Raw genomic sequence first — 15408 nt, 5'->3', positions numbered from 1 at the left:
CCGATGAGCAGCGCGGTGACCCCCGTCCCGGACGACGCGGACCGTACGGTCCGGACCGAGGCCGACCGGCTGGCCGCCTCCGGCGCCGGCCGCCCCGGGCCCTACCTGATCGGCGTGCGCCACCACGCGCCGTCCCTCAGCGCGGTCGTCCCCGCGCTGCTCGACGCCGCCCGACCGGAGGCGGTGCTGGTCGAACTGCCCGCCGAGTTCCAGCCCTGGCTCGGCCCGCTCGCGGACGAGGCGACCGAAGCCCCGGTCGCCCTCGCCGCCGCCCCGGCCGGACCCGACGAGGCGGGCGGCCCCGCCTTCTACCCGTTCGCCGACTTCTCCCCGGAGCTCGCCGCCCTGCGGTGGGCCCGGCGCAACGGCGTGGAGGCCATCGCCTGCGACCTCCCGCTCGCCCACCGCACCACCCGGGCCGGCGAAGGACGGCGCATCGGCGGGGCGCCGGACGCCCCCGGCGTCGCCGACGCGCTGCGCCACCGCCTCACCGGCCGGGACACCGACGAGGACCTGTGGGACCGGCTGGTCGAGACCGCCGCCCCCGGCTCCACCCCGGAAGCCGTCCGGCGCGCCGCCCTGCTCGTCGGCTGGGCACTGCGCCACGACGCCGAGACCGGCCCCGGCGTCGACCCGTACGACCTGCGCCGCGAGGCCTGGATGCGCGCCCGCATCCGGGCCGCCTCGGCCGGCGGGCGCCGGATCGCCGCCGTGGTCGGCGCCTTCCACGCCTCCGCCCTGCTGGACGGCCCGATCGCCACCGAGGAGCCGCCGCACCCGGACGACCCCGGCCATGTCCTCTCCCTGATCCCGTACACCTACCCGCTGCTCGACGCCCGCTCCGGCTACCCGGCGGGCATCCGCGACCCGGAGTGGCAGCACACCGTCCTCGATGCCGGCGGCGACCCCGAACGGCTCGCCGAGGCGCTCACCACCACCGCCGTCCGGATCTGCGCCGCCCTGCGCAGCCAGGACCACCCCAGCGGCCCGGCCGACGCCCGCGAGATCGTCCGCCTGGCCGGCGACCTCGCCCGGCTGCGCGGCCACGCCGTCCCCGGCCGCGGTGAACTGGTCGAAGCCGTCCAGACCGTCCTCGCCCAGGGCGAACCCCTCGGCCGCGGCCGGGCCGTCGCCCGCGCCCTCGAACAGGTCCTGATCGGCACCCGCACCGGCCGCCCCAGCTCCGCCGCCCCGCGCAGCGGACTCGCCCCGGCCGTCGAGACCCTCCTCGCCGACCTCGGCCTCCCCGGCCCCGCCGACCCCGGCCCCCGCGACCTGCGCCTCGACCCGCTGCGCAGCCCCCTCGACCGCCGCCGCGAGATCCTCCTCCACCGCCTCACCGCCTGCGACGTCCCCTACGCCGACCCCGTCCCCACCACCGGCGCCGGCGGCACCGAAACCCTCGGCACCCGCTGGCGCCTCCACTGGACACCCGCCACCGCCGCCATGCTCACGGTCGCCGGCACCCGAGGCGTCACCCCCGCCCAGGCCGCCGAGGGCGCCCTGCGCACCCGCCTCACCGCCGACCCCACCCCGCGCGAGATCATCGACGGCCTCACCGCCGCCGCCTCTTGCGCCCTCCCTGCCCTCACCGACATCCGCCTCGCCCAACTCACCACCACCCTCCCTGCCTCAGCCACCCTCCCCGACCTCCTCGACGCCCTCTCCCTTCTCGACCGCCTCGCCGCCGGCCACTTCCCGGGCTGCCCCCAGAGCGGGGAGAACACGGCGCCCAGCGAGGAGGGGGCGCCAGCCGCGCCCGGTGGTCAGGACATTGCCTCACCTGCCTCATCTGCCTCGCCTACCTCAGGCGCTCCGGCGTCCGGCTCCTCCTCCCCCTTCTCTTCTTCTCCCTCCTCCTCCGCCGGGCCGTTGGCGGCCGCCGGGGAGGTCCTGACGGTTGCCGCCGTGCGGCAGTTGGAGGGGCTGGGCGGGTCGGACGATCCGCAGGACGCCCGGGCGCTGGTGGAGTTGGCGCGGCGCGCGGATCGGCTGGGTGGGGTTCGGCCGTCATACGCGCTGGCCGAACTCGCCGAGCGGGGGAGTCCGTTGGTGCGGGGTGCGGCCGGGGCGGTGCGGGTGCTGCTCGGGCAGGAGGCGGCCGGGGTGCTGGGCGCTCGGGCGGCCTCGTGGGTGGACGGGGCGACCGGTCCGGAGGCGCGGCACGCGCTCGGGCGGGCGCTGGTCGGGTTGCTGACGGCGGCGGAGGGGCTGTTCGACTCCGCCCCGGAGGCGCTCGCGCCGGTGCTGGAGCGGGTCACCTCGCTGCCCGACGACGCCTTCCTGGACCGGCTGCCCGTGCTGCGCGGCGGCTTCGACACGCTCAGTCCGGCCGCCCGTGACCGATTGCTGGCCCTGGTCGAGGAACACCTGGGCACCCGGCTCACCGCGCTGCCCGAGGAGGCCGGCCCCGCCGTGCTCGCCGGCTGGGTGCGGGCGGACCTCGCGGCCCGCGCCGCGCTGGCCCGCCGCGGCCTGCTGCCACCGGCACCGGCACCGGCACCGGCAGCCCCCGATCCGGCCCCTGATCCGGCCCCCGATCCGGCCCCTGATCCGGCCCCTGATCCGGCCCCGGCGTCACAGCTTGCCCCCGAGCACGTCGCCGCGGCGGACCCGGCCCACCACACCCTCGCGCCCGCCGAGCGCTGGCGGCTGCTCCTCGGCCGCCCCGGCAACGGCGGCCTGAGCGGCCGCGGCGCCCGACTCGCCACCGCCCTGGACGAGTTGTACGGCAGCGGGCACGGCGAGGGCTCCGGTCCCGGCGTGGGGAGCCGGGGCAGCCGGGGCGGCCGCGAGGCCCCCTACCCCGGGGTGCGGGAGTGGGCCGAGGAGCTGGAGTCGCTGTTCGGCCCGGGCCTGCGGGAGGAGGTGCTGGCCGCCGCCGTCGCGCAGGGCCGCACCGACGTCCTGGCGGCGATCGACCCGTCCGCCGTCCGCCCGTCCGTCGACCTGCTGCGCACCGTCCTGGAGCACGCGGGCGGCCTGCCCGAGGCCCGGCTGGCGCGGCTGCGCCCGCTGGTGCGGCGCCTGGTGGACGAGCTGACCCGGGAGCTGGCGACCAGGCTGCGCCCGGCGCTGACCGGGATCGCGGTGCCGCGCCCGTCCCGCCGTCCGGGTGGCGGGCTGGACCTGGACCGGACCATCCGGGCCAACCTGGCCACCGCCCGTCCCGCGCCGGGGGGCGGCACCCTGATCGTGCCCGAGCGCCCGGTGTTCCGGACCAGGGCGCGGCAGGCCAACGACTGGCGGCTGATCCTGGTCGTGGACGTCTCCGGGTCGATGGAGGCCTCCACGGTCTGGGCGGCGCTCACAGCCTCGATCCTGGCCGGGGTGCCCTCGCTGAGCACCCACTTCGTCGCGTTCTCCACCGAGGTCGTCGACCTCACGGAGCGCGTGGAGGACCCGCTGAGCCTGCTGCTGGAAGTGCGGATCGGCGGCGGCACCAGCATCGCGAGCGGCCTGCGCTACGCGCGGGAGCTGGTGACGGTGCCGTCCCGCACGCTGGTCGCGGTGGTCAGCGACTTCGAGGAGGGCGGGCCGGTCTCCGGGCTGCTGGCCCAGACCCGGGCGTTGGTGGACTCCGGCGTGCACCTGCTGGGCTGCGCGGCGCTGGACGACACCGGGACGGCCCGCTACTCGAAGGCGGTCGCGGGCCGACTGGTCGCGGCCGGTATGCCCGTGGCGGCGTTGAGCCCGCTGGAACTGGCCCGCTGGGTGGGGGAGAAGGTGCGATGAGTGTGACGGTGCGGACGAACGAGTGGCCGGGCGTGCGGCCCGAGGTGGTCGCCGAGGTGGTGGCCGGGCTGAGCGCCCGGCTGCAGAAGCGGCTGGACGGCGCGGCTGCGAAGCTGGCGGAGCGTCCGGTGGCGCGCGCGGGTGACGAGTGGCGGGTGGAGGTGGACGAGGAGACGGTGCTCGTCCTGCACGCCCCGGGTGGGACGGTCGCCGACCAGACGGGCGTCCGCTGCGGCTGCCTCCTCGCCCCGGCCTGCGTGCACCGGGCGGCGGCCGTCAGCCTCTGCCCGCTCACCGAGGCCACGGAGCCGGAGCCGCCGGAGCCGACCGGCGCGACGGAGCCGGCCGAAACGGCATCGCGGGCGGCAGCGGCCGAGGCGCCGCCGGGGACACCCCAGGCGCCGACGGGACCGGCGGCCACCACGCCCGCCACCGGTCCCACACCCCCCACCGCCCCCACCGCTCTCACCGCCCCCGAACTCGATGCCGCCCGCCACCTCCACCGGGCCGCGGCCGCCGTCCTCGCCGCCGGGGTGAGCGGCGCGGGCGCCGTCTCCCAGGCCGAACTCCTGCGCGCCGCCCACCGGGCCCGGCTCGCGGGCCTGCACCGCCCGGCCGCGGTGGCCGTCGCCGTCGTGACCCGGGTCCGGTCGGCCCGGTCCGGTGCGCCCGACCACCGGCTGGCGGACCTGGTGGCCGGCCTGCGCGAGCTGCTCGGCCTCACCACCGCCCTGGCCGCCGGCACCGGCCCGGTCGCCGAGCTGCGCGGCACCGCGCGCCAGAGCTACCGGGAGGAGGGCGGCCTGCGGCTCTACGGGCTGTTCGCCGAACCGGTGCTGACGGCGACCCACGCGGGCGCGGTCAGCTGGGCGGTGGACGCCGACGGGCGTCTCAGCACGATCGCCGAGGTCATGCCGTACGACGACGCGGCGGCCGCCGCTCCGCAGGCGGTCGGGGCGGGCAACCGGACGGTCCGGCTGGGCGACACCGCGCTCAGCCTCCGCGAGTTCAGCCGCGCCGGGCTGGCCGTCCAGGGAGCGACCCGGTCCGCCGCCGGGCGGCTGGGGGCCGGTGCCACCGTCCGGGCAGTCCGCGCGGCGGGCGCCGCGTGGACGGCGGAGCCGGCGGCCCGGCTCTGGGCCGAACCGGTGGCCGTCCAGGTGGCGCGGGCGCTCGCGGCCCAGGACCTGCCGTACGAGAGCCGACCCGCCGGGAGCGACCTGCTCTTCCTGGACGTCACACTGCTGGGCACGGCCCCCACCGGCCCGGGCGGGGCGCCGCAGCTGCTGGCGCGGTGCACGGCGGGCGGCCCGGTGATCGCCCTGCGCGCGCCGCACGAGCACCCCGACCTGCCCTTCCGGGCGAACCTCGCGCTGCTCGCCACCGTGCCCGGCCTGCGGCTGCGCATGGTCGGCCGACTGGAGCGCGCGGACCGCCCGGAGCTGCGCCTGCTCGCGATCGGCACGCCCCCGCAGGCGCCGGACTCGCAGGCCACCGGCCCGCTGGCCCCGGACCCGCTGGTTCAAGCCGACCGGGCGGGCCGGGTCAACCTCGGCCTCGAACGCCTCCAGACCGCCGACCTCACGCCCCCGGAAGCGGCGCCCGAAGAACCGGCCGAAAGCTCGGAGCTCCGCACGCCGTACGGTCCGCCGGTGCACGTGCTCGGCCGCCGGGTGGAGCAGACGGTCACCACCGGCCGGCACGCCCTCGCGCCGAGCGGGGCCACGGCGGCGGCCGACCGGGGCCTGCTGCGCGCCGCCGGGCTGGCCACCGCCGCCGGGCTGCTGGACGGCCTGCGGGCCGCCGCGACGGCCCAGCGGCGCGACGTGTTCGGCCGGATCGTGGCGGACGACCACGACGCCTTCGCCGGGGCCTGGCTGGCGGCCGCCTGGTACACCGAGGAGCTGGCCACGGCGTTCTGCTCGGCGGCCTGGACCGGGGAGGGGTGAGCCATAAGTCGAACTATTTGCAAGGACCGGTAATCCGCGCCGACTGGCATACTTGTCGTGAGGAGGCACCGAACACGCGGTGCAGCGGAAAGGACGGCGCGCCATGGGGATCCGCGACGACGCGGCCGAGGTCCGGGCCCGTGGCTGGCGCACGCTCGCCGCGCTGCACGGAATGATCGACGCCGCACTGGAGAAGGCACTCCAGGCCGAGTGCAAGCTCTCGGTGGTCGAGTACACGGTGCTGGACGCGCTCTCGCGCCAGGACGGCTGGCACATGCGGATGCAGCAGCTGGCCCGGGCGGCGGCACTGAGCAGCAGCGCGACCACCCGGCTGGTGAGCCGCCTGGAGGACCGGGGCCTGCTGAGCCGCTACCTCTGCGCGGACGACCGGCGCGGCATCTACACGGAGCTGACGCAGGACGGCCGCGACCTACTGGCGACCGCCCGGCCGGTGCACGACGCCGCCCTGGAGGCGACGCTGGCCCAGGCCACCGAGATCCCCGAGCTGGCCCCGCTGGTCGACTCGCTTGCCGAGCTCGACCCGGCGCACGCCTGACCGCGTAGCTTGGCCCGGCCGGCTCGACGGTCAGCCGCGCCTGCCGGCCGAGCTACAGCCGTCCGCACAGCCGCGACTGCCGACCGAGCTACGGCTGCCCGCCGAGCCGCGTCTGCCAGTCGAGCCGGGGCCTGCCCTCACCGCCGCCCGGTGGCCAGGGCGTTCCGGTGCACCCGGTCGAGCAGGGCGAGCAGCAGCTCCTTGCTGGACGCCCGCTCCCGGACGTCGCACAGCAGGACCGGGACCTCCGGGCCGAGGTCGAGGGCGCGGCGGACCTCCTCGGGGGTGGCCTCCCGGCGACCGTGGAAGCAGTTGACGCCGATCGCGAACGGGATGCCGCGCTGCTCGAAGAAGTCCACGGCGGCGAAGCTGGATTCGAGCCGCCGGGTGTCGGCGAGGATGATCGCCCCGAGGGCGCCGAGCGCGAGGTCGTCCCACATGAACCAGAATCGGAACTGCCCCGGCGTGCCGAAGAGGTAGAGCACCAGGTCCTCGCGGACGGTGATCCGCCCGAAGTCCATGGCCACCGTGGTGGTGGACTTGTCCTGGACGCCTTCGAGGCTGTCGACCCCGATGCTGGCGCGGGTCATCCGTTCCTCGGTCTGCAGCGGTTCGATCTCGCTGACCGAGCCGACCATGGTGGTCTTCCCGACGCCGAATCCGCCGGCGACGAGGATCTTGACCGCGCCCGGCACCAGGCTCTGGGTCGTCAATTCGGGTCTCCTGAAAGGGAACTGGGAGCACGAGGCAACCGGGGTGGCGGGGGTGCCCTCCGGTCAGAGGCGGCGGACGCCCTCGATCACGGCCTGGATCAGCGAGATGTCCGGTGCCTCGGCGAGCTGGACCGGGGCGCGGGTGAGGATCAGCCGGGCCTCGGCCAGGTCGTCCAGCAGCACCTTGACCACGCTGACCGGCAGGTCGAGAGTGGCCGCGATCTCGGCCACGGCCAGCGGACGTTCGCGGCACAGGTCGATGATCGCGGCCGGTTCGGGCGAGAGCCGGGTGGTGTCGGTGCGCGGGTCGGCGGTGACCACCAGGGTGATCAGCGCGAAGCCGTCACGGACCGGTCCGGTGCGCCCGTTGGTGATCGCGTAAGGGCGGACCAGATGGCCGGCGTCCTTGTCGTAGAACCAGCCCTCGTCGGCGTCGGCGGTGGTCACGCACCGCCACCCACGCCGACCTGGCCGGCGTCGCTGCGCGGCGCCGCGGTGAGGTACTGGCCGACCTGCTTGACCAGCATGTTGATCTCGTACGCCATCAGTCCGGCGTCCACCTGCTCGCTGGTCAGGACGGCGAGCCGGGCGCCCTGCCCGGCGGTGGTGACGAACAGGAACAGCTGGTCCATCTCGACCACGGTCTGCCGGACCCGCCCGCCGTTGAAGCGGTGCCCGGCGCCGCGGGCCAGGCTCTGCAGGCCGGAGGCGACGGCGGACAGGTGCTCGGCGTCGGCCCGGTCGAGGCCCTGGTCCATGCCGACCAGCAGGCCGTCCTCCGAGAGGACGATGGCGTGCTGGGTCTCGGGTACCCGCGCCACCAGCTGGTCCAGCAGCCAGTTGAGGTCGCGCTGGGGTTCGGTGTGCTGCGTCATCACTGCTGTTCCTTGGCTTCCTGGGCGGCGGAGGCTTCCTGGGTGGCGGAAGGTGCGGCCGGGGTGTGGGGTGCGGCGGGCGCGGGGGAGGCGGGGGCGCCCGGTTCGGTGCCGGCCGCTCGGGCGGTCCGGGTGCCGCGCTGGATGGCGGCCATGGTGGCGCGGGAGCGCTGCGGCGTCGGGTCCTCGGCTTCGGCGTCGCCATCGGCACCGCCGTACCGGGGCGCGAGCGGGGAGGCCGGCATGGTCGGCATGGTCGGGTGGGGCGGCGCGGCGGCGCCGACAGGGCCGACGGGGCCGGAGCGGCGGACGGACGGCGGCGGCAGGGTGCTGGGCGCGTTGGCCTCGCGGAGCTGCTCGGCGAGGCTGGCGTTGCGGACCCGCTGCGGGAGGACCCGCGGGGTGCGCAGTTCGCCGTCCGGGCCGTGCGCCACGTGGTCCTCCTGCGGGCGTTCGTGGGTGGGCGCGACGCGGTCGGCGGGGACCCCGTCGAAGAGCACCGCGGCCGGCTCGGCCGGGAGGTCCGCGTCGTGGCGGCCCGTCGGCGGACCGTCCACGAGCGCGCCCGCCGGGACGTCACCCGAGAGGTCGGCCGGGACGTCACCCGGGAGGTCACCAGCGATGTCGCCCGGAAGTTCGTACCGGCGAGGCATGGCGGGCCGGGGAACGACCACGGCACCGGGCAGCCCGGGGATCTGGGCACCGACGGGCAGACCGCCGTTGGCGGGCCCCGCGGGAGCGACCTGTCCGGAAACCGGCCCCGGAGCTCCGTCGGCCGGAGCGGCCCCCGCGTTCCCGGCATCGCCCGGCCCCGCCGGGCCGTTGCCCAGCAGCCCGCTGAGCACTCCGGCGAGCGCGCCCGACAACCCCTCGTCGGCGTCCCCGAGGTCGCCGTCCGCCGAGGGCTGGGCCTCCGGCACCGGGGTGCGGGTGACCCGCGCGCCGGACGGCAGTCCGGGCACCGAGGCCGGCTGCTCCGCCTGCTCCAGCAGTGCCGAGGGCACCAGCACCACGGCCCGGGTGCCGCCGTACGGCGAGGGCCGCAGGGTGACCTGGATGTCGTGCCGGGCGGCGAGCCGCGCGACCACGAACAGGCCGAGCCGCAGGTCGTCGCCGAGCGCGGAGACGTCCAGCTCGGGCGGGTTGGCCAGGTATTCGTTGAGCCGCTCGTACTCCTCCTCGCTCATGCCGAGGCCGCGGTCCTCGACCTCGACCGCCAGGCCCTTGGGCACCTCCTGCGCGGAGACCTGCACCTGGGTGTACGGCGGGGAGAAGGTGGTGCCGTTCTCGATCAGTTCGGCGATCAGGTGGATGAGGTCGGCGACGGCCTGCCCGCTGAGCGAGGCGCGCGGCACGCCCTGGACGACGACGCGGGCGTAGTTCTCGGTCTCGGAGACGGCGCTGCGCAGCACGTTGACCATGGGCACGGCGTTGCGCCACCGGCGGGCGGGCAGCGCGCCGCCGAGGATGACCAGGTTCTCGGCGTTGCGCCGCATCCGGGTGGCCAGGTGGTCGACCGCGAACAGTTCGCGCAGCAGCTCGGGTTCCTCGTGCTCGCGCTCCAGCGCGTCCAGCATGCTGATCTGGCGGTGGATCAGGATCTGGGTGCGGCGGGCGATGTTGAGGAAGACCTTCTTCGTCCCCTCGCGGCCCTGGGCCTGGTGGACGATGGCGGCGACGGCGGCCTGGCGGACGGCGGCGAGGCCGTCGGCGGTCTGCTGGACCTCGTCGCCGATCCGGCGGGAGGGCGCCCAGGCGGGCGGGGTGGGCACCGGCTCCCCGGCGCGCAGCCGCCCGACCACGTCGGGGATCTCCTGCTGGGCGAGCGAGAGGGTGTCGGCGCGCAGTCCGGACAGGCGGCCGGACAGGGCCCGGGCGGCGCGGATGCCGCGGACCAGGCTGAACAGCAGGACCACGGCGACGACGATGGTGCCGATCAGCACCGCGGTGCGGTGCTCGGCGTCGCGCAGCTGGTAGGCGGCGTACCCCCAGGCGGCGGCGAGGCCCAGGCTGGGGACCAGTACGAGGGCGAGGAGCGAGCTTCGGAGGGAGCCGGACCGGCCGGCGCGGTGGCCCGTGCGGGGGGCCGATATGCCTGGCATCTGATTCCTTGTTGCAGGGCCGAGTTGCAGGCCGGGTCGCGGGTCCGAACGGCGGGTCGGCCCGTGTGGCCCGGGCGGGCTTCAGGGCGCCGAGGCCGGGGTCGCCGGACGAGGTGACGCGGTGTCATCGTCCGGGCGGAGTACGGCCACGGCCGCCGACGGCAGGAAACCTATCAGTCCCAGGTGCCCTCATCGCAACATCAACTGACGATATGTGAAGGGCTGATGGGCTCGACCGGCCCTGTGGACGGAAGTGTTCGCTGACGTATCGCAGCAGCTCAGGGCTGTGGCTGCGGCGTGCGGACGGCTCTCCGGGAGGCGGGGTGCGCCTCCCGGATTGTCGTCAGGAACAGGTCAAACGGTCGTATGCTGAAGGGTCGCCACCGTTCGGCCCGCCCGGCCCGCCCGGTCCGCCCGGTCCGTCCGGTCCGAGGTTTGCCAGGTCCGACGTCCGCCGGGTCCGTCAGGTCCGACGTCGGCCGGTCCGTTCGGGTCCCGACCGGACGTCGGGTGCCGACGATCAGCTCGCCAGCGGGATCTGTACCACCTGTCCGGCCCGCTCGTTCCGGCCCTCGGCCTCCAGCTGGTTCAGCTCGGTCCACGCCCAGCTGGCCAGGTCGGACAGCTCGGCCGACCACTGCCTGCCGTAGGTGCCCGAGGCGACCTGGCCGAGTCGTAGCCGCTGGACGTCGGAGGTGCCGGCCGGGGCGTAGATGTGGGTGGCGTCCCGCAGGTAGCGGATGATGTTGAACTCCTCCTGGGTGCCGCGGGCGGCGAGGATCTCCATCGCGCTGCGGGCCGAGTCCATCGCGTACTCGGTGTTGATGAGCTTGGCGTTCATCAGCTCGGCGTCGCAGGGCTTGCCGTGGTCGAGCAGGTGCGAGGCGTGGTAGGCGGCCAGCTTGGCGGTCATCAGCTTGGACTGCAGCTCACCGAGCTTCAGTGCGACGCTGTTCAGCTCGTTGAGCGGCTTGCCGTACAGCACACGCTCCTCGGCGTAGCGCACCACGTCCTCGACGATCGCGACGTGGATGCCGAGCGCGACGGCGCCCAGGTTGAGGCGGCCGTACAGGGTGGAGGAGGAGTAGGCGACGTCCAGCCCCTGGCCCTCCTTGCCGAGCCGGTTGCCGGCCGGTATGCGGCAGTTCTCGAAGACCAACTCGCCGAAGCTGAAGCCGTGCAGGCCGCCCTGGGTGCCGACGGCGCCGGTGCGGAAGCCGGGGCGGTCGCTCTCGACCAGGAAGGCGGAGAGGCCCCCGCTGCCCTTGCCGGTGCGGAACACCACGCCGTGCACGTCGCCGATGTGGGAGTTGCCGACGAACCACTTGCGGCCGTTCAGCACGTACTCGTTGCCCTCGCGGCGGGCGGTGCCGGCCATGCCGAGCACGTGGCCGCCGGACTCCGGCTCGGTGACCGCGATGGTCGGCAGGCACTGGCCGGAGGCGAACTTGGGCAGCCACTTGCGCCGCTGGACGTTCGAGCCGAAGTGGATGACCTTGGCGACGCCGAGCTGCGAGGCCTGAGCCATCGCGCCCATCGCGCCGCTGACCCGGGCCAGCTCCTCCACGATGATGGTCTTGGCGAGGTGCCCCAGGCCCAGGCCGCCGAACTCCTGGGGAATGGTGACGCCGATCCAGCCGCGACGGGCTATCTCACGGGCGAGGTCGAACTCGATCTCCCGGTCGCTCTCCATCCGGGCCACCTGAGGACGCACCTCCTTCTCCGCGAACTCACGGACCTCTGCCCGGAGGTTCTCGTGCCGCTCATCGGTGAAGTAGTCCATCGTCATGCTCTAGTCCTCTCGTCCCGGTGGGTGTCGTGCCTCCGTTCATGCCGTCGATGCCGCTCCGGTCGCTCCCCCGAGGGGACCGGTGGGGGTGCGGAGGGGGTGGGGGCCGATCGCTCCTTCGCAACCGGTGCATGCGGACCCTGGGGCGGGTGTCCCCGAGGAGCGGGGATTACCGTCCGTGTCTTCGGCAGGGCTCATTGTCATATGTCTGTGCGGGCTTACACAGATCTGATCTTGGATTGGCGGGATTCGGCGCGTCCTTCTTCGGACGAGTTTCGACGCGATACCGACTGGGAAGTGATCTTGGCCCACGCCACAGCCTGCGGTCCGCCGCTCACGTGCGGTTTTGACTGTTCATCAGCAGCGGGTGGCGGCCGGTCCCGGTTCCACCGAAGCGCCCGGATGTCTGATTACATGTTCGCCATGACTGATGTGATGAGCACTCAAGGCCAGTTCCCGGGTGCCGCCGGGGAGTCCGAGCGAACCCGCAGACTGCGTAGCCTGGGTCTCAACGACCCTTCAGCGGACGAGGCCTTCGACCGCTTCGCCCACCTGGCAGCCAGCATCACCCGCGCTCCCATCGCGATGGTCAACTTCATCAACGACGAGCGCCAGATGTTCCGAGGGCTCTACATTCCGCCAACTTCGACCGAAATCGCGCACGAGGACGGCGCTTCCTGGGCGGACCGGGGCATCGCCTTCGACCTCCCCACCCGCCAGATGCCGCTCAGCCACGGCTTCTGCCCGCACGTGGTCGCCCAGCGCTCGCCCCTCGCGCTGGACGACATCCTCGCCTACCCCCGGTTCGCCGGTAACCCGGTCGTGGACGAACTCGGCGTCCGGGCCTACCTCGGCGCCCCGCTCGTCGACGACACCAGCACCGTCATCGGCACCGTCTGCGTCCTCGACCGGGAACCCCGGCAGTGGGGACGCGAGCGCCTGCGCGACATCCAGCACCTCGCCGAGGCCCTGCTCTCCGAGATCCGCCTGCGCGACAACCTGCTCGCCCAGCAGCACGAGATGTTCGCCGCCTTCGACGGCTCCCCGTTCCCCATCATGCTCACCGACGGCCCCGGCCAGGAGATCCGCTACGCCAACGCCCAGCACGCCGACACCTTCGGTGCCCCGGTGGCGTACGGCGCGATCGGGCAGGCCTACCCGCAACTCGGCGTGGCCGGCCTCCAGCAGGCCGTCTCCGAGGCCTACCGCACCGGCCGCACCACCGTCCTCAACGAGGTCCGGGTGCAGTCGACCCGCCCCGAGGCCCAGCGCATCCAGCAGGTCTTCAGCTTCACCTGCACCCCGCTGCGGACCGCGCGCACCGGCCAGGTCAACGGCGTCCTCACCGTCGGCATGGACGTCACCGCGCAGTCCCGCACGGAGGAGGAACTCGGCACGCTGGCCGCGCTGCTGGTCGACCGGCTGCAGCAGAGCGGCGCCGCGACCCCCACCGGCCGCCCGGGCATCGCCGGCGGGACCGGACTCGTCCTGCCGAGCTGAACCGCAGACCGGCCGCCCACCCGCGGCACCGCGGCCCGCGTCCGTACCGTCCGTTCCACCCGGCTCGCACTGCCCGAACCGCTCGCACTGCCCGCTCCACCGGTATGGCCCGTATTACCCGCATTGCTCGCCCGACTTGCACCACCTGTACGACCCGCACCACCTGTACAACCTCGCACCATCCGTACGACCCGCACCACCTGTACAACCTCGCACCATCCGTACGACCCGCACCACCTGTACAACCTCGCACCATCCGTACGACCCGCACCATCCGTCCGACCGGCACCACGTGCACCACTCGCACTGCTTGTACGACCCGTACCGCCCACCGCCGTGGCGGGGCGCCTCTCACCCCCGAGGAGAGGCTCCCCGCCACGGTGCCGTCCGGGGCCCTACGGTGCTCCGGCTCGAGGTTCGGCTCGGGTTCGGCTCAGGGCCCCCGGCTCGGGGCCGGCCGTGCGGCGCGGCGCAGTTCGGCCGGGCCGAGCGGGTGAACCGTCCGCCGTCCGCGTCCCGGCCGGGCCCACCCGCCGGGCGGCGATGGTAGGCATGGGCCGCATGGACTGGTTCGCCGCCCCCGACTACTGGCTGAGCCGGCTGCTCGTCCAACGCCTGCTCGCTGCCCTGTACCTGATCGGATTCCTCAACGCCGCCGCGCAGTTCCGCGCGCTCATCGGCACGGACGGCATGCTGCCGGTGCCCCGCTTCACCGCCCGCGTCCCGTTCCGCCAGGCACCCGGCCTCTTCCACCTCCACTACAGCGACCGGTTCTTCGCCGCCGTCGCCTGGGGCGGGGCCGCCCTCGCCGCCGCCGTCACGGCCGGGCTCGGCGACGCTGTCCCGCTCTGGGTCTCGATCCTGCTCTGGGCGGTGCTCTGGGCCCTCTACCTCTCCATCGTCAACGTCGGGCAGACCTGGTACTCCTTCGGCTGGGAGTCCCTGCTCCTCGAGGCCGGCTTCCTCGGCGCGTTCCTGGGCAACGCCGACACCGCCCCGCCCACCCTGGTGCTGTGGTTGATGCGCTGGCTGGTCCTCCGGGTCGAGTTCGGCGCCGGACTGATCAAACTGCGCGGCGACAGCTGCTGGCGCGACCTGACCTGCCTCCGCTACCACCACGAGACCCAGCCGATGCCCGGGCCGCTCAGCTGGTTCTTCCACCACCTGCCCGACCCGCTGCACCGGGTCGAGGTCGCGGCCAATCATGTCGTCCAACTCGTCGTACCGGTCTGCCTGCTGCTCCCACAACCGGTCGCGAGCTACGCGGCCTGCGCCGTCGTCGCCACCCAGCTGTGGCTGATCGCCTCCGGCAACTTCGCCTGGCTCAACTGGCTCACCGTGACCCTGGCCCTCGCCGCCGTCGACCCGGCCCGCATCGGCCTGCCCGTCCACGCCCGTGCCTACCCCGGCACCCCGCTCTGGTACGAGGCGTTGGTGATCGCGCTGACCGCGGCCGTCGTCGTCCTCAGCTACTGGCCGGTGCGGAACATGGTCTCCCGCGGCCAGGTCATGAACCGCTCCTTCAACCGCCTCCACCTCGTCAACACCTACGGCGCCTTCGGCAGCGTCAACCGCCTCCGTCAGGAGGTCGTGGTCGAGGGCACCGACGAGGCGGTCCTCACCCCGCGCACCGTCTGGCGCGAGTACGGCTTCAAGGGCAAACCCGGCGACGTGCGCCGCCTGCCGCGCCAGTACGCCCCCTACCACCTGCGGCTCGACTGGCTGATGTGGTTCGCCGGCATCTCGCCCGGCTACGCCCGCCCCTGGTTCCTGCCCCTCGTCGCCCGCCTGCTGGCCGGCGACCCGCCCACCCTGCGGCTGCTGCGCCACAACCCCTTCCCGGACACCCCGCCGACCCACGTCCGGGCGACCCTCCACCTTTACCGGTTCACCGATTGGCGCGAACTGCGGGAAACCGGCGCGTGGTGGCACCGCACCGCGCTGCACGAGTACCTCGCGCCGGTCGACCTGCCCACCCTCGGTCGGGCCGGGTACCGACCACCGCTCGGCCGACCACGCCCCAGCGTCCGCGAGGTCCCGCTGGAGCGGCCGCGGCGGCCCCGCCGCACCCCCGGTCCGTCCACCGTTCGGCGGCCCGGACACCCGTCCGGACCAGGGCCGGACCACCCGGGCGGATCCCCCGAGTAGCGGCCAGGTGGGGGGTATGGCATACGACACCGGCCCGTCGG

General features: G+C 74.7%; 10 protein-coding genes. 5 read left to right on the top strand and 5 right to left on the bottom strand.

Translation table 11 applies throughout. From position 1 onward, the window contains the following. Nucleotides 1–3 precede the first annotated feature (3 nt). From ACZ52R_RS25765 to ACZ52R_RS25755, 3 genes are all read left to right on the top strand, one after another. Nucleotides 4–3735 (top strand): vWA domain-containing protein, encoded by a 3732-nt coding sequence (locus tag ACZ52R_RS25765; protein WP_465754227.1) that lies wholly within the window; start codon nt 4–6, stop codon nt 3733–3735. Then, nucleotides 3732–5684, top strand: coding sequence for a hypothetical protein (locus ACZ52R_RS25760; protein WP_465620798.1), 1953 nt, complete (start codon nt 3732–3734; stop codon nt 5682–5684). Before ACZ52R_RS25765 ends, ACZ52R_RS25760 begins: the two co-directional genes overlap by 4 nt. Nucleotides 5685–5787: 103 nt before the next feature. Then, on the top strand, nt 5788–6240 hold the full coding sequence (locus ACZ52R_RS25755; protein ID WP_360490339.1) for a MarR family winged helix-turn-helix transcriptional regulator: 453 nt from the start codon (nt 5788–5790) through the stop codon (nt 6238–6240). Between the two features lie 137 nt (nt 6241–6377). Here ACZ52R_RS25755 and ACZ52R_RS25750 read toward each other — a convergent pair whose 3' ends face one another. The 5 genes from ACZ52R_RS25750 to ACZ52R_RS25730 form a co-directional block, all read right to left on the bottom strand. Then, a complete protein-coding gene (locus ACZ52R_RS25750; RefSeq protein ID WP_360490337.1) occupies nt 6378–6953 on the bottom strand; it encodes a GTP-binding protein in 576 nt (191 codons plus the stop codon). Between the two features lie 63 nt (nt 6954–7016). Next, nucleotides 7017–7400 carry a DUF742 domain-containing protein gene (locus tag ACZ52R_RS25745; RefSeq protein WP_350629240.1) on the bottom strand — a complete coding sequence of 128 codons (384 nt, stop codon included), beginning with the start codon at nt 7398–7400 and terminating at the stop codon, nt 7017–7019. Continuing rightward, entirely contained in the window at nt 7397–7828 is a 432-nt protein-coding gene (locus tag ACZ52R_RS25740) for a roadblock/LC7 domain-containing protein (RefSeq protein WP_360490335.1), read from the bottom strand. The genes ACZ52R_RS25745 and ACZ52R_RS25740 overlap by 4 nt, the downstream gene beginning before the upstream one ends. Next, entirely contained in the window at nt 7828–9930 is a 2103-nt protein-coding gene (locus ACZ52R_RS25735) for a sensor histidine kinase (RefSeq protein ID WP_465754226.1), read from the bottom strand. Before ACZ52R_RS25735 ends, ACZ52R_RS25740 begins: the two co-directional genes overlap by 1 nt. Before the next feature lie 520 nt (nt 9931–10450). Continuing rightward, on the bottom strand, nt 10451–11719 hold the full coding sequence (locus ACZ52R_RS25730; protein WP_465754225.1) for an acyl-CoA dehydrogenase family protein: 1269 nt from the start codon (nt 11717–11719) through the stop codon (nt 10451–10453). Nucleotides 11720–12142: 423 nt separating this feature from the next. Here ACZ52R_RS25730 and ACZ52R_RS25725 point away from each other — a divergent pair, with 423 nt between their 5' ends. Next, nucleotides 12143–13219, top strand: a complete 1077-nt coding sequence (locus tag ACZ52R_RS25725) for a GAF domain-containing protein (protein ID WP_360490331.1) — start codon at nt 12143–12145, stop codon at nt 13217–13219. A gap of 561 nt (nt 13220–13780) precedes the next feature. Beyond that, nucleotides 13781–15367 (top strand): lipase maturation factor family protein, encoded by a 1587-nt coding sequence (locus ACZ52R_RS25720; RefSeq protein ID WP_465754224.1) that lies wholly within the window; start codon nt 13781–13783, stop codon nt 15365–15367. Nucleotides 15368–15408: the final 41 nt, after the last annotated feature.

Source organism: Kitasatospora sp. NPDC034023, assembly GCF_055575795.1.
This window is presented reverse-complemented; position numbering and strand designations above follow the sequence as displayed.